At 41.8% G+C, this 15,607-nt stretch carries 13 protein-coding genes and 1 CRISPR repeat array; of the genes, 8 read left to right on the top strand and 5 right to left on the bottom strand.

All coding sequences use genetic code 11. The features are described from left to right. The first annotated feature begins 362 nt into the window (after positions 1 to 362). Together JUI58_RS26540 and JUI58_RS02490 are read left to right on the top strand one after the other, a co-directional pair. Entirely contained in the window at positions 363 to 1,409 is a 1,047-nt protein-coding gene (locus JUI58_RS26540) for a GGDEF domain-containing protein (RefSeq protein ID WP_204102165.1), read from the top strand. 37 nt (positions 1,410 to 1,446) lie between these two features. Continuing rightward, positions 1,447 to 4,365 (top strand): glycerol-3-phosphate acyltransferase, encoded by a 2,919-nt coding sequence (locus JUI58_RS02490; protein WP_204102164.1) that lies wholly within the window; start codon positions 1,447 to 1,449, stop codon positions 4,363 to 4,365. A 321-nt stretch (positions 4,366 to 4,686) separates the two neighbouring features. Here the strand turns inward: JUI58_RS02490 and JUI58_RS02485 are convergent, their stop codons facing one another. From JUI58_RS02485 to JUI58_RS02475, 3 genes are all read right to left on the bottom strand, one after another. Beyond that, positions 4,687 to 5,706 (bottom strand): ATP-binding cassette domain-containing protein, encoded by a 1,020-nt coding sequence (locus tag JUI58_RS02485; RefSeq protein WP_204102163.1) that lies wholly within the window; start codon positions 5,704 to 5,706, stop codon positions 4,687 to 4,689. Positions 5,707 to 5,944: 238 nt separating this feature from the next. Beyond that, on the bottom strand, positions 5,945 to 6,106 hold the full coding sequence (rd, locus tag JUI58_RS02480; RefSeq protein WP_204102162.1) for a rubredoxin: 162 nt from the start codon (positions 6,104 to 6,106) through the stop codon (positions 5,945 to 5,947). 65 nt (positions 6,107 to 6,171) lie between these two features. After that, complete coding sequence (locus JUI58_RS02475) at positions 6,172 to 6,366, bottom strand: hypothetical protein (RefSeq protein WP_204102161.1); 195 nt, start codon at positions 6,364 to 6,366, stop codon at positions 6,172 to 6,174. 521 nt (positions 6,367 to 6,887) lie between these two features. On the opposite strand from JUI58_RS02475, the gene bchL reads away from it, so the two are divergent. Together bchL and JUI58_RS02465 are read left to right on the top strand one after the other, a co-directional pair. Then, positions 6,888 to 7,751: a ferredoxin:protochlorophyllide reductase (ATP-dependent) iron-sulfur ATP-binding protein gene (gene bchL, locus JUI58_RS02470; RefSeq protein WP_204102160.1), complete on the top strand. Its 864-nt coding sequence runs from the start codon at positions 6,888 to 6,890 to the stop codon at positions 7,749 to 7,751. Positions 7,752 to 7,849: 98 nt separating this feature from the next. Further along, entirely contained in the window at positions 7,850 to 9,256 is a 1,407-nt protein-coding gene (locus JUI58_RS02465) for a ferredoxin:protochlorophyllide reductase (ATP-dependent) subunit N (protein ID WP_204102159.1), read from the top strand. Here the strand turns inward: JUI58_RS02465 and JUI58_RS26905 are convergent. Continuing rightward, the gene (locus JUI58_RS26905; RefSeq protein ID WP_275414295.1) at positions 9,253 to 9,384 is read right to left on the bottom strand and encodes a hypothetical protein; all 132 of its coding nucleotides are present in this window, start codon (positions 9,382 to 9,384) and stop codon (positions 9,253 to 9,255) included. The genes JUI58_RS02465 and JUI58_RS26905 overlap by 4 nt on opposite strands. Positions 9,385 to 9,412: 28 nt before the next feature. Between JUI58_RS26905 and JUI58_RS02460 the strand changes: the two genes are divergently transcribed. Together JUI58_RS02460 and JUI58_RS02455 are read left to right on the top strand one after the other, a co-directional pair. Next, entirely contained in the window at positions 9,413 to 10,627 is a 1,215-nt protein-coding gene (locus JUI58_RS02460) for an AAA family ATPase (RefSeq protein WP_204102158.1), read from the top strand. 11 nt (positions 10,628 to 10,638) lie between these two features. Further along, the gene (locus JUI58_RS02455; RefSeq protein ID WP_204102157.1) at positions 10,639 to 11,292 is read left to right on the top strand and encodes an HNH endonuclease signature motif containing protein; all 654 of its coding nucleotides are present in this window, start codon (positions 10,639 to 10,641) and stop codon (positions 11,290 to 11,292) included. On the opposite strand, the gene JUI58_RS02450 is transcribed toward JUI58_RS02455, so the two are convergent. Continuing rightward, positions 11,279 to 11,461 (bottom strand): hypothetical protein, encoded by a 183-nt coding sequence (locus tag JUI58_RS02450; RefSeq protein ID WP_204102156.1) that lies wholly within the window; start codon positions 11,459 to 11,461, stop codon positions 11,279 to 11,281. The genes JUI58_RS02455 and JUI58_RS02450 overlap by 14 nt on opposite strands. Before the next feature lie 23 nt (positions 11,462 to 11,484). Here JUI58_RS02450 and JUI58_RS02445 point away from each other — a divergent pair, with 23 nt between their 5' ends. Both JUI58_RS02445 and JUI58_RS02440 read left to right on the top strand, forming a co-directional pair. Continuing rightward, positions 11,485 to 13,203, top strand: coding sequence for an asparagine synthetase B family protein (locus tag JUI58_RS02445; RefSeq protein WP_204102155.1), 1,719 nt, complete (start codon positions 11,485 to 11,487; stop codon positions 13,201 to 13,203). A 32-nt stretch (positions 13,204 to 13,235) separates the two neighbouring features. Further along, entirely contained in the window at positions 13,236 to 14,453 is a 1,218-nt protein-coding gene (locus JUI58_RS02440; RefSeq protein ID WP_204102154.1) for a hypothetical protein, read from the top strand. Positions 14,454 to 14,663: 210 nt separating this feature from the next. Then, a CRISPR array of direct repeats spans positions 14,664 to 15,545; the repeat unit is 35 nt; unit sequence GTTTCCATACGTTTGACTTCCAAAGAAGCCGAAAG. Positions 15,546 to 15,607 lie beyond the last annotated feature (62 nt).

Genomic DNA, 15,607 nt, shown 5'->3' with positions numbered 1-15,607 from the left:
GCACTATTTCAGTGACCTTAAAATTGTTTAACTACTAACGACAGGGCAGGGAACTAGCTTCGCATTCCAAGGTGTCGTGACCCAAATAACGTAGTACACGAGGTACTTAGTCTGGTCAGAATGGCTTGTCAGATTTCTCTTTCAAGCCTCAAGCCTTTAGGCTGAGGTTCCTGACCGCAAATTAGGAAATAGCGATCGCGCCTTCTCATTCTATACCCCATTATTGCCCCGCGATCGCATTGACTCTGAATCCTTCGGCAGATCCAGCAAAGTTTCCGATAAAATAAGTGTGCCTTGATTGTGTATCTTTCCGAGTCAATTAAAGAAAAACCCGTTCAATCTTTTGCAACCCCTCATGAATCGTGATATTTGAGAACCTGTTATTATCGCCAATATCGAAACAGCCTCCTGTAGGACTCACCCTTGCATCCACGATAAGGGAATTATTTCTGGACCGATTTCAGGTTGAAATTTCTTGTCCCAGTGTTGAAGTTCTGAATGAATTTCAGCAGTTTCCCCTGCGTCCTGGGGTTATTTTAACCATAGCGGGGGAATTTGCAGGAATGATCTCTCGAGAGCGATTCTGGCAGTACATGAGCCGTCCCTATAGTTTAGAATTATTTTCCGGTCGCTCGATTCAAAATTTATACGAATTCTTGCGAGTCGATATTATGCAATTGGATGGTAATACCTCTATTGTAGAAGCAGCACGCTATTCCTTACAGCGATCGCCAGAACTAATGACAGAACCTATCGTTGTCATTCTCGCACCCCAAGATTATCGCCTCCTCGACTTTCATCAACTCCTCGTCGCCCAAACACAGATTTTACAACTGACAACCCAACTCTTACAAGAATCCAGCCAAAAACTGGAAATTGCAAACTTAGAACTGCAACGTCTGGCGGCGTTAGATGGTCTGACGGGAATTGCCAACCGTCGTGGCTTTGATAATTACTTATTGCAAATGCTACAACAATCAAGGCGATCGCAGTTACCTTTATCCCTCTTACTTGCAGATGTTGATTTTTTTAAACCCTACAATGATTATTACGGTCATTTATCTGGGGATCATTGTTTGGTTCAAGTTGCGACAACCTTGCAAAATAGTATTCAAGGAAGTGGAAATTTAGTGGCACGATATGGGGGTGAGGAATTTGGTATTATTCTGCCCAATTGCGAAAGAAATGCTGCGGTGAAAATTGCGGAAACTATCTGTAACAATATTAGGGATTTGCAGATTCCTCATCATCGTTCTCAAGTTAGCGATCGCGTTACCCTCAGCTTGGGAGGGATAAGTATGATTCCCAAAGAGGGAGATACGCCACAAACTCTCATTCAAGCAGCCGATCGCGCCCTCTATGAAGCCAAGCAAACCGGGCGCGATCGTTGTATTTTTCAACCTATTTAATATTGATAATGGATAATGGATAATTAACCCTATAAATATGGATATTTTTTTGGGATCGGCGGCGATTTTTATTTTCTGTCCGCTTTTGGGAGGACTTCCCCTCATTGATTGGATAACTTTTGGGTTGACGGGGAAAAAACTAGCTCAGATCGGCACAGGAAATGTTTCTGTTTCCGCCGCCTTTTATCACGGAGGGACTATCGCGGGCATTCTCTCGGCGCTTTCAGAAGCATTGAAAGGGATTTCTGCTGTGGCGATCGCCCGCCATTTTTTCCCCCTCCAACCCACATGGCAATTGATCGCCCTGATTGCCTTAATTATGGGACGCTATTGGATGGGAAAAGGACCCGGCACCACTAATACCTTTTGGGGTATTATCTTCCACGATCCCGCAGCAGCAGCCTTCATCATTTTAATTGGTAGTACGAGTTTTACGATTTTTCGCGATCGCGCTACCGGGCGTTTGGTGGGTTTGGGCGTTTTAGCCTTAATTCTCACCTTGCGCCGTCCCCATGATTCAGATTATATTTTAGCTGCGATCGCCCTTGCCGTTTTATTGGCTTGGATTTATCAAAAAGTTCCCGACGATCTGGAATTACCCGCCGCAAAAGCCAAAAGTGATTCTCAAAAAATGTTTCGTTTTTTCCGAGGAGATAATGCCTTGTTAACGCTGAACGATCGCCTCGATCCCCTTAAAGTTGGCAGTAAAGCGGCCAATCTCTCTCTCCTTAAAAGCTGGGAATACAACGTTCCCGAGGGTTGGGTACTTCCGGCGGGAGACGATCCGCAACCCTTAATCCTTTCGGTTTCCCCTTCCCCTCAAAATCCTTTTATTGTTCGTTCTTCGGCCATTGGTGAGGACTCGGAAACGGCTTCGGCGGCGGGACAATATCTCACTATTGGCAATATTACCGATTTAGTAGCCCTGCAAGCCGCGATTATTCAGTGTCAGACTGCGTATAATAACCCCGCCGCCCTTCACTATCGGCGCGATCGCCACCAGTCGGAGATCTCCCTTGCGGTTATTGTCCAGCAACAAATCCAAGGTGTATTTTCTGGGGTGGCCTTCAGTCGCGATCCGATGGATTCTTCTAGCGAGGCGGTGATGGTAGAAGCCTTACCTGGCGGGGCGGCGCAGGTGGTTTCCGGACAAGCAACCCCAGAACAATATCGCGTTTATTTAGAAGTGCGATCGCCAGTATCCGCAGCTAATCCCTCACAAATTATTATTGAAGGAAAAGGAAACATTCCTTCGGGTCTCATTCAAGAGGTAGCACAAATTGTTCGAGAATTGGAGAATCGTTTCCACGGTATTCCTCAAGATCTGGAATGGACCTATGACGGAGAAAAACTGTGGGTTTTGCAAGTTCGCCCCATTACGACACTTATTCCTTTATGGACGCGAAAAATAGCCGCAGAGGTCATTCCAGGCGCGATTCCTCCCCTAACCTGGTCGATTAATCGCCCTTTAACTTGTGGGGTTTGGGGGGATATTTTTACAATAGTTTTGGGAGAGGGCGATCGCGATTTAGACTTTGCAGAAACAGCAACACTGCACTATTCTCACGCTTATTTTAACGCAACTTTATTGGGGCAAATTTTTCGCCGCATGGGTTTACCACCGGAAAGTTTGGAATTTCTGACTCGAGGAGCAAAATTTTCTAAACCTCCTTTACTTTCTACTTTAAAAAATATTCCCGGTATTTTACGTTTACTGGGACGAGAACGATCTTTAAATACGGATTTTGATCGCGATTATCAAAAATGGTTTGCCCCTGCACTCAGTCCTCTTAAATCCCCCCCAGAGTCTTTAAATGAAGAAGAGTTACTAGCTCGTTCTGACTTGATTCTCTCGACCCTCGAACGGGCAACTTATTACAGTATTTTAGCGCCATTAAGTTTGGCAATTCGTCAAGCTATTTTTAAAGTTCCCGAACAATATTTAGATAACTCGCAATTACCGGAGATTGAATCTCTGCGATCGCTGGCAAAGTTAGCGGGAAAAACGCGCAATTTACTGCCTATTTCTCGTTTGAATTTTGATAGTTGTCCTTCTCTATTTGCTTATTTTGCCGAAACTCCCGATTGCGAGAATATCCTGGAACAATTTCAAGAATGGTTAGCACGTTATGGCTATTTAAGTCAAGTTGCAACAGATATTTCTGTCCCGCGCTGGCAAGAAAATCCGCGTCCCATGCGAGAATTGTTTGCACAGTATATCTTTAGCGATCGCGATCGCATACAAGCAGAAGGTAGTTTTCAGCACAATAAGATTCAAGGTTTGAGAGCGCGTATTGTCCAAAAACGCTTAAACTTAAAAGGACAAGTTACAGAAGTTTATTCTCGATTATTGGCTGAATTACGCTCGACATTTTTGGTTCTGGAAAAGCGCTGGCGAGAAGCGGGAGTTTTGCAGGAAGAAGGGGATATTTTTTTGATTGAATTTGAGGAAATTCGTGCGGTTTTGGAAGAAGAAGATCTGGAATTGCGATCGCGTTTTCCCGATTTGGTTCGTCAGAGGCGATCGCGTTGGAATAAAGATAAAAAACTTTCCCATGTTCCCTATGTAGTTTATGGTAAAACAACAGCAGGAGATTTACCGATTTTATCAACTTTGCCTCCCAAACAAAAGCTCACCGGAATCCCTGCAAGTTCTGGTATTGTAGAAGGAAGAATTAAGATTGCGCGATCGCTTGGAGAAGGTGGAGAAATCGATCGGGAAACTATTCTTGTTGTCCCCTATACAGATGCAGGTTGGTCTCCCTTGCTTTCCCGCGCTAAGGGAATTATTGCTGAGGTAGGAGGAAAGTTATCTCATGGAGCAATTTTAGCTCGAGAATACGGCATTCCCGCAGTAATGGATGTACATAATGCTATGCAATATTTACGGGATGGTCAGCTTGTACGATTAGATGGTCAAAAGGGAATTGTAGAGATTTTAGAAGAAGGTTTTTAGTCTATGCGAAAGACAGTTTCTGTAATTCTTCTTTGGCGATCGGCTCAATTATAGCCCTTGTCAGCAATGATACGCAATCTGTCAAACTAATAACTAATATCAAATCCGATTAAACAACCCAAAAACTGTAGGGACGTTGCATGCAACGTCCCTACAGTTGGATTTCTGGGGTAGAGGTGCAATTGCTTTACCCTGAAATTATGACCTATTATTAGCTCCAACCTTTTAGCAACAGTAAAACCAAGACCCATTCATTCCAAAGCTGAGAAAGCATATTTCTCAGCCGAAATGGATAAACTAATGTCTATATTTCTCTGAAAATCATTTCATCTGTTGTTTCTTCTCTTTCTTCAAATCTCGCATCCCTGCTGCTGCTAATTCTGCATCCATTAAAGTGCGTCCTGTTGCAGCCAGATAAACATCATCCAAACTCGGTCGAGACTGTGCCATGCTAAAGGTTGGTAAGCCAATTTCAGATAGGGATTTTTCAATTTGTGTTAACGGGTTGCTTTCTCGTTGTACAACTAAATTGAGGGAGTTTCCTTGTGCTTCGTTAATAATTGCTTCTTCAACAAAAGGCAGGGTTAGTAATTGTGCCTTTGCCTTTTTTGCTTCTTCTTGTGGGGAAAACTCGCGAATTCTTAATGTCACCCGATCGCCACCAATTTTATCTTTTAACTCAGAAGGACTTCCTTCTGCTAACACTACACCGCGATCAATGATAGCAAGGCGATCGGCAAGTGCGTCAACTTCTTCTAAATAATGACTGGTAATCAATACTGTTGTCCCTGCTTCTCGCAATTTTCGCAAGAAATCCCACACTACAAAACGACTTTCAATATCTAATCCCACTGTCGGTTCATCTAAGACTAAAACATCGGGTTGATGTAGTAAACCTGCTGCTAAATCTAATCGCTTTCGCAACCCTCCGGAATAAGTCCCCGTTTTCTTATCTGCATACTCTTGTAAACCCAAAAGGTCTAATAATTGATTAATACGTTCTTTAGCAGCTTTATTGGGAAGATGATACAATGCTGCTTGCAATTGTAACAATTCTCGTCCTGTGAGAACTTTATCTAATGCTACTTCTTGCGCTACATAACCGAGACGCTTTCTCGCTTGTTTGGGACTGGCGATCGCCGAAACCCCGCAAACTTCAATTTTTCCCTCATCTGGCTTAGATAGGGTACATAAACAGCGAATGGTGGTGGTTTTTCCAGAACCATTGGGTCCGAGTAATCCGAATATATTTCCCTTTTCTATTTTAAAGGAGATATTTCTTACCGCTTCAACATCTCCATAGTTTTTCTTCAGACCTTCGATTAAAACAGCAGCATTCATAAAAACACAAATTTTAATGATAAGTTTGTCAATTTGAGTAGAGATGTTGTCAGCAACCCTTCTACAAGCAACAAAGAAAGACTATCTCAAGCATTACAGATAGTCTTTTCTACAATTATGTCATAAAAATTTACAACATTAGGATCTACGCATTAGCGGGCAAGATACCAGCACTGCCATAACAAGAGAATACAGTAGTGGGAGCGTCTCGCTCTCTAGTTGCGAAATCCTACAACATTTATTCAACGGGTTCAAATTCTTCCTTCCCGACTCCGCAAACAGGACAAACCCAATCATCAGGAATATCCTTAAAGGCTGTCCCCGGTGCAATTCCACCATCGGGATCCCCTTCTTCAGGATCGTAGATATAGCCACAAGTGCCGCATTCGTATTTTTGCATCGTCATGTCTCCTCTCGTTGACTTGAATTCTAGCCTAAAAGCGACTCTATTCGCGATCGCCCCAATCAAAAACGCCGACTTTTCTCAACAAAAAAGAGGATTCCTGTGGCGATCGCCAACAACATCAGAAACCAAATCACCCCTCCCGGCATAAACGACAGGATACCCGTTCCCCGCAAGATATAGACGAGAATGGTAAGTCCTACAACCATAAAAAAGAGGTTGCTAACGATCGTTTCTGATTGGGGAGGAAAAGCCATGTGATAGTTGATAGTGGATAGTGGATAGTGGATAGTTGAGAGTTGAGAGTTGAGAGTTGATAGTTGATAGTTGATAGTTGATAGCGATGCACGGTTAGGCTTTGCAGGATATTGGGACTGCTCCTATTGTCTCGTATTCTAGGGTATTTGGGAAAATGTAAGGATTCTTTACGTTGGCTGAGGTTCGCGATCGCACCAACTTCGCAAACCCGATATATTTCAGCCCTTCTCCCCCAAGAGTATCCATTCTAGGGTACATTTTGGGAATCTCAGTTTATTTGTTTATTGTAACTATTTTTAGGAAACAGAACCATAAATTTGAGATAAGGGGATTTTTTGCTGATTTTGAAGAAAATCTATGGTTTTAGAGAAAGTTAACGTAACTCAGCTAGTTTTAGTTTGTGTTTACTGCGCTTTTCATTTTCGGGCGTGCTTTTCAAGAGCGATCGCTTTCGTCATAATGCAGAGTAACGAAATCACCCACAGTCTACGACCGTTATAAAAAGAGGAGATAGGAAAACATGAAATTTTCAGTTTACGGAAAAGGCGGAATTGGCAAATCTACAACCAGTTGCAACATCTCCGTTGCTTTGGCAAAACGCGGCAAAAAAGTCCTGCAAATTGGCTGCGATCCCAAGCATGACAGTACCTTCACCCTAACGGGATTTTTGATTCCCACCATTATCGACACCCTACAAGAAAAAGATTTTCATTATGAAGACATTTGGCCAGAAGATGTTATCTATAAGGGCTATGGCGGCGTACACTGTGTAGAAGCGGGTGGACCTCCTGCTGGTGCGGGTTGTGGTGGATACGTGGTGGGAGAAACCGTAAAATTACTGAAAGAACTTAACGCTTTTGACGAATACGATATCATCCTCTTTGATGTTCTCGGTGACGTAGTTTGTGGTGGATTTGCCGCACCTTTGAACTATTCCGATTATTGTATGATTGTCACAGATAATGGCTTTGATGCCTTATTTGCTGCCAATCGTATCGCAGCATCAGTACGAGAAAAAGCACGAACTCATCCTCTACGATTAGCGGGTTTAATTGGCAACCGGACATCAAAACGAGATTTGATCGATAAGTATATTGAAGCAGTTCCCATGCCCGTCTTGGAAGTTTTACCCCTAATTGAAGATATTCGGGTTTCTCGAGTTAAAGGTAAGACACTGTTTGAAATGGCAGAAAGCGATCCCTCGTTAAACTATGTCTGCGATTACTATTTGAATATAGCTGACCAAGTGTTGGCTTTACCCGAAGGAGTTGTACCCAACGATGCACAAGATCGGGACTTATTCTCCTTGTTATCTGACTTCTATCTCAATCCTCCTGAAGCACCCAAAATTGAGAAAGAAGAACTTGATTTAATGATGGTCTAAGTCAATGAAACAATTATCAATTATCAATGAACAAGGCAGAATTGATAATTGATAATTTCTGATTATGTATTGTTTGTTATTCAGAGGAGAATTAAAACATGACTGCTGCACAACAAGAAGCCCCAGCACTAAATTTTGAGTGCGAAACGGGAAATTATCATACATTTTGTCCCATTAGCTGCGTTGCCTGGTTATACCAAAAAATTGAAGATAGTTTCTTTTTGGTAATCGGCACAAAAACTTGCGGTTACTTCCTACAAAATGCAATGGGAGTAATGATTTTTGCCGAACCTCGCTATGCAATGGCAGAATTGGAAGAAGGGGACATTTCTGCTCAATTAAATGATTATGAAGAACTGAAAAGATTGTGCGATCAAATTAAACGCGATCGCAATCCTAGTGTAATCGTTTGGATCGGGACTTGTACCACAGAAATCATTAAAATGGACTTGGAAGGATTGGCACCCAAGTTAGAAGCAGAAATCGGCATTCCTATCGTAGTTGCGCGTGCCAATGGATTAGATTACGCTTTCACTCAAGGGGAAGATACCGTCCTTGCTGCAATGGCGCACCGATGTCCCCAAGAAGCACAAGTGAAAGAAGAAGAAAAAGGCGATCGCAATGCAATTCAAAAACTCCTCAATTTTGGGCGCAAAACGGAAGATGTAACGGCAGAAGAATCAGCACATAAAGCCCATCCTCCTTTAGTATTATTTGGTTCTCTTCCCGATCCCGTCGTTACCAATCTTTCTCTAGAACTGAAAAAGCAAGGAATCAATGTATCAGGATGGTTGCCAGCCAAGCGTTACACAGAATTACCCGTCATCGAAGAAGGCTACTATGTTGCTGGAGTTAATCCCTTCCTTTCTCGCACCGCAACAACATTAATGCGTCGTCGTAAATGCAAATTAATTGGCGCACCATTCCCGATCGGTCCCGATGGAACTCGCGCTTGGATCGAGAAGATTTGCTCAGTATTTGGTATCGAACCGCAAGGATTAGAAGAACGAGAAGCTGCAATTTGGGCGAGTATGGAAGACTATCTCCAACTCATTCGCGGTAAATCTGTTTTCTTTATGGGAGATAATTTACTGGAAGTTTCTTTGGCACGTTTTCTCATTCGTGCAGGAATGACAGTTCCTGAAATTGGCATTCCTTACATGGATAAGCGCTACCAAAAAGCCGAATTAGACTTGTTAGCAAAAACCTGTCAGGATATGGGAGTTCCCGCACCGACAATTGTAGAAAAACCCGACAATTACAACCAAATTCAGCGCATTTACGATTTAAAACCGGATTTGGTAATTACAGGAATGGCTCATGCAAATCCCTTAGAAGCACGGGGAATTAATACTAAGTGGTCGGTAGAATTTACCTTTGCTCAAATGCACGGTTTCACCAATGCACGAGACATTCTTGAATTAGTCACTCGTCCTCTCCGTCGTAACAATTCTCTCAAGGATTTGGGTTGGGATAAGTTAGTGAAGGAAGAAGCAGTAGTTTAATTGCTGGTTTCCTTGCTGGCGATCGCTTGAATATCATTTAAAATAGAGTGGGCAGATGCTCGCTCTATTTTGTTGTAGAATAGAATTGAGTCAAGATCGCACTCTATAATAGAAAACAGTATTAGCATATTTAAAACTATTGTATCTAATGAGCGGATGAACACATTTATTAAAATCAATCTCAATAATTGGCGACAATTTGACTCTATCGATCTTGATTTGAGAAATCAGGTTACAGTTTTAACAGGTCAAAATGGATGCGGGAAGACAACAATTTTAAATATATTGAACAGACATTTTGGCTGGGATATGAATTTGGTGTCAACTCCATTTATCAATAAGAAAACGAGAAAGAAAATTTTCTCTGATATATTCAAATTGTTTGAAAGTCCAGAATCGAAAAACAGTAATAATGTAATTCCAATTGGCTATATTGAATATAGTAATGGTGTGAAATCTAATTTACAAACTAAAGAAATTGTAGATGCTAGATATAATCTAACGTTTCAGAATCTGCAAAACGTTATAGGTTTGCATATTCCTTCGCATCGACCTAATGCTACTTATCAACAGGTAGCTCAAATTCCTACAAATCCGAAAACGATCCAACAACAGTATCAAGAGTATCAAAGTTTTTTGTTCGCTTCATACAATTCAAACAATGTGAGAAATCCAGGATTAATCTTAAAACAATCCTTAATTTCTCTTGCATTATTTGGATATGGTAATCAAGCTGTTGTACCAAGTCAAGAATATCTCAAAGTCTTTGAAGAGTTTCAGGAAATCTTAAGAAAAATAATGCCTGAAAGCATTGGTTTTGAAAAAATAGAGATTAGAATGCCTGATGTTGTTCTCATAACACGATCGGGAGATTTTTCCTTAGATGCTATGTCTGGAGGAATTAATGCTTTACTAGGTATGGCATGGCAAATTTATATGTATGGAGCAGATAAAGAACAATGTATTGTTACAATAGATGAACCTGAAAATCATTTACATCCCAGTATGCAAAGAACCTTGTTACCTTCTTTAGCAAAGGCATTCCCAAAATACAAGTTCATTATTGCAACCCATAGTCCTTTTATTGTTTCTTCAATGCCGGAAGCAAATGTATATGGATTGATATATAATGAAAATAATCGCGTTGAATCGCTCAAAATCGAAGAGGCAGATTTATCGGGAACTCCGAATAAAATTCTCAGAGAAATTCTCGATGTTCCTTCTAATTTACCTGTTTGGGTAGAAGAGAGAGTACGAAAATTGCTCGAATCTCTTGACGAACAAACACCCGAAGAAAGAGCAAATCATTTATTTGCATTGTTAGAAGAATTAGGAATTTCTGATCAGATTTCAGAGTTTAACTTTCATTAAATTCGAGACAAATGAGAAACTTGCAAAAATTAAACGAACCAGATATTTTAGCTAAAAACAAAGAACAATGGCTGCAAGATTATTTATCCGATTCTGATAATAAATATAAACGAACTAAATATCGCCATAAGGAAATCAAAGAAACCTTAAAACAAGAAACTGGCGATAAATGTATTTATTGTGAAAGTAAAATAGGACACAATACTCCGGGTGATATCGAGCATAAAATCCCAACCTCTAAAAATAAAACTCTACATTTTACTTGGCACAATTTAACAATTGCTTGTACTGAATGCAATCGTAGAAAAAATGATTATTATCAAGAAGAAAAAGAATTTTTAGATCCTTATGAAGATGACGTGGAATCTTTAATTGAACATTATGGACCGATTGTTGGATGGAAAAATGGTGAATTAAGAGCAGAAATTAGTGTAAAATTTTTAGAACTTCACGATGGTACGAGACAAGAACTAATGTCTCAAAAAATCGCAAAAATAGAAGCATTGAATGATACTTTAGAAAGATATAAAAAAGCATCCAATCCAATGATAAGACTGCTTATGAAAAAACAGATAGAGAAAATGAGCGATCGCAAATCAGAATATTCTGCTATGGTTATGTCGATCTTAAAATCAAAAAATATATTAAAGACTATCCAGCAATAAATAGATGTAGTGCGATGACGCGATCGAGAATCCCTTTGGAATCATTGCCGCGATCGATATAGTCGCCTAAAGTAATCAGAGTATCTTCAGGTTGTAAGCCGATCGCCTCTAAGAGTAAATCTAAGGCGATCGCACAGCACAGCTTATAATCTAAAAATAGTAGCGTCAATAGATTTCTGTCATTAATGACCAATGGTTTCAAGTTTATTATGCAATCGTTTTGTTGGCTATTGGGGAAAACAATCCTCTTTCAAGCATCTACTGGTTAAAGCCTGTACTCCGACACCTCAACAATGGCAATTCTCAGAAGGAGAAAATTGGCAATTTGCGTGCCTTGCCAAGGATGTTTGCAATCTTAGCAATATTCGACAATTGCAGCGATCGGCATCAGGTCTTAAAAATGCTGTCGATGCTTGGGTAAAAATAGAAACAGATCGCTTAATTTTAGGACGAGAATCCTTTGGTCGCACTCCTCTTTATTGGTTGCAACAAGAAGAAACAATTTGGTTTGCTTCTCATCTACAATTACTTTTACTTTTACCTGCGATCGCACCTTGCATCGATCTAGCTGGCTTATATGGCTACTGCTGTTTTTCCTATGTTCCCACCCCTTTAACTCCCATCGAAAATATTTTGGCGCTATCTGCGGGGAGAGAACGAATTTGGCAGCGATCGCCTTTTGGTAGCAAAGAAGTTAATATCTATAACTGGCAAGGTCTTCCTAAGTTAAAAATAGATGAAAAAGAAGCTGCAAAACAATTGCAAGGATTACTAGAAAAGGCGATCGCCAAGCAATTAGAAGATTTACCTGCGGAACCGGTGGGAATCTTTCTTTCTGGGGGGCTTGACTCTTCCATCGTGGCAGCGCTATTAGTAAAAGCAGGGGTTAAAGTTCGCGCTTATACTCTTGATTTTGGTAGTCTGAGCATTTCTGAATTAGCCTACGCAGAACAAGTTGCAAGGTTTTTAAAAACCCCTTTGGTCAAAGTTGCAGCGAGTCCAAAACAGGTCAAAGGTGCATTAGTTAAGACGGTTGAGGCTCTCGATCTTCCTTTTGGCGATCCCGTTACTGTTCCCCTTTATCTCCTATCTCGGGCGGCAAGTCAAGAAACTGCGGTGATTTTTAATGGGGAAGGAGGAGATCAACTTTTTGCAGGTTGGACGAATAAACCCCTTATCGCAGCCGGAATTTACGATCGCGGCACAAACTTCATCGATCGCTATCTTCGCACCTTTCATCGCCTCTACGGGTACGAAGAACAACTATTTCAGCCCCAGACCTATCAACACATACGATCTCTGCAACCGCAAATCTGGTTGGAAGAAGCCCTCGATCGCGCCGTTTGTCCGGACTTTTTGGATTGTTTGCGTCGTGCAACTTTAATGTTAAAAGGGGCGCAAAATATTCATCCTCGGGCCACAAATTTAGCCTCGGTACATGGGTTACAAGTGCGATCGCCGTTTTGCGATTTACCTTTAGCGGAGTGGTGTTTTCAGCTTCCTGGAGCGTTATTTTTACAAGGGTCTTGTGAGAAGTATATCCTCAAACGGGCGGTAGAATCTTGGCTTCCTCCGGACATTGTTTGGCGCGAAAAACGCGGGATGGGGGTTCCTGGGACCCAATGGTTATTGGGGGAATTATGGGGGGAAATGGGGTCTTGGTTGCATCCTCACACTGTGCGATCGCAGGGCATTTTTCAAGGGGATTTTCCGGTGGGTCTCATTTTAGGTCAAATGGGAAATTCTCTGCGCGGTCGTAGAATGGGGGAAGTGCTATGGTTGCTTTTAGTTTGGCAAATTTGGCGCGATCGCGTCCTGGAAAATAGTCCCCAAGGAAACTCGCTTTATAATCCCTTTTTGATTCCTTATTGGGGCTGGAAAATGTTTGCATCGGTCATGGCGAATTGGTAATCTTTACCCATTACTCATTACTCAAATCCATTATGGTAAAAATGCCCAATCGCTTGTTAGCAAAAACACCTTTTTCTGTAGCAATGGCTCGAGAGTTGCTCGATAATTATGGTACGCCATTGTATGTTTATCAACGCGATCGCCTCCTGCAAACTATCGATCGCATTACTGGGGCGATCGCTTATCCCCATTGTCAGTTTCATTTTGCTACTGTTACCAATGGCAATACTGCACTATTAAAAATATTTCGCGATCGCGGTTGGGGACTTCATGCTAATTCCCCTGGAGATGTTTATTTAGGTTTAAAAGCGGGATTTTTTCCCGAAAATATTGTTTACAGTGGCAGCAATCTCAATGCAAACGAACTGGAACAAATTCTCTATTGGGGAGTAGCAACTTTTAATTTAGACAGTCTTTCCCAGTTAAGTTCCTTTTGCCAAGTTTACCACAAACTGCGCGAGCAAATCTCTGTTCCTCGTTTAGGATTTCGTTTAAATTTGCCAGAAATTACCGGAGAGAGTCGTATTGGGGTCAGGCCGGAAGAATTTCCTGAAGCGGTGAAAATAGCAGATTCTTACGGCTTAAAAATCAGAGGTTTGCATTTCTATCGCGGGACGGGAACCAATGCCACAGAAGCCTTTATTGAGGCGATCGATATAGTCTTAGAAACTTGTCAGCAACTCCCAGATTGGGATTATCTCGACTTTGGTGGCGGTTTTGGCTATCCCTATCGACATCAAAAAGTTGCTTTTGATTGGGAGAAATTTGGATTGAATTTAACACAAAAGTTGCAAAAAGTCAAGCAAAAAATCAATTTAATTATCGAACCGGGACGGGCTGCGATCGCCAAATGCGGCACCCTTTTAACCCAAGTCGTTTCTGTAAAATGGCAAGATGAGAAACAAATTATTGGAGTCGATACAACCATTGCTAATTTAGCTGTTCTTTCCGTACATGGAGGCGATCGAGAAATTGTCTCTTGGCACGATTCGACCCAAGAAACACATCAAACCGATGTTTGTGGAAACACGACTTATTCTCGCGATTATTTAGGCAAAAATGTTCTCCTTCCTGCTTTGGAAGTGGGGGATATTTTAGCAATATTAGATGTCGGTGCTTACGGTTATGCCATGTCCTCTCATTTTTTACACCGTCCTCGTCCCGCAGAAGTATTATTAGAAGATGCGCGATCGCGTCTCATTCGTCAGCGAGAAAACTATAGTGTCTTGCTGGAAAATCAAGTAATATAATTGAGCGAAAATAGGGAGCAGATCAAATTTTATCGAGATCAATTGGAAACGGGAGATTAGTCTTGATTTACCGTTTGATATATAGCGCGATCGCCTAAAATCCTGTAGGGACGCTGCCTGAAATGTCCCTACAGAAAGGATGGGAATACATCCTCAGCAGATTTTTTCTCGAATTCAAAGCGATCGCGTTTCTTTGCTGGGTGCGCGATCGTTTCCATACGTTTGACTTTCAAAGAAGCCTAAAGAGACGGGTCTTTCATCCAAGACACCCAGTTCGATGGTTTCCATACGTTTGACTTCCAAAGAAGCCGAAAGTTGTTCTTGTTCTTGGTCTTGTTCTCGGGCAGCAAAAGTTTCCATACGTTTGACTTCCAAAGAAGCCGAAAGCTGCGATATAAATTGACTGAGCAAGAATTGCAGGAGAGTTTCCATACGTTTGACTTCCAAAGAAGCCGAAAGGCATCGTGTTGAGCGATCAAGGTGATCTGACTGCGTTTCCATACGTTTGACTTCCAAAGAAGCCGAAAGCGTCAACCGGAAAATCCGGTTGAGTTACGCATCCAGAGTTTCCATACGTTTGACTTCCAAAGAAGCCGAAAGAGCATGATTGCAGTCGTCTTCCTAGGGTTAGGTCTCACCAGTTTCCATACGTTTGACTTCCAAAGAAGCCGAAAGACCGGAAACGTGTTACGTCGACTAGTCGGTTCTGACAGTTTCCATACGTTTGACTTCCAAAGAAGCCGAAAGAATCAACCCCACCCCGGACAGGGGAGGGTGAGATAGTTTCCATACGTTTGACTTCCAAAGAAGCCGAAAGAAGATGGTGCCGCTGTTGCCGCTTCTAACAATGTTTCCATACGTTTGACTTCCAAAGAAGCCGAAAGCGCCACAATTGAAGTGGCAACTGATGGAGTGGTTGTTTCCATACGTTTGACTTCCAAAGAAGCCGAAAGCGTTATTTATCAGGTCAACGGGGATTTCGAGCCGTTTCCATACGTTTGACTTCCAAAGAAGCCGAAAGCCGCAATCGCGGCAGTGAATGCTGCGGCAGTGAATGGTTTCCATACGTTTGACTTCCAAAGAAGCCGAAAGAGTGCCGATCTAGAACCCGCACCGTGACTAGATTGTAGCACCCCGATCCTATAGGGGTCAAG

Source organism: Spirulina sp. CCY15215 (genome assembly GCF_016888125.1).
Taxonomy (GTDB): domain Bacteria; phylum Cyanobacteriota; class Cyanobacteriia; order Cyanobacteriales; family Spirulinaceae; genus CCY15215.
Note: the sequence above shows the minus strand (reverse complement) of the source record. Positions and strands in the feature narration are given on the sequence as shown.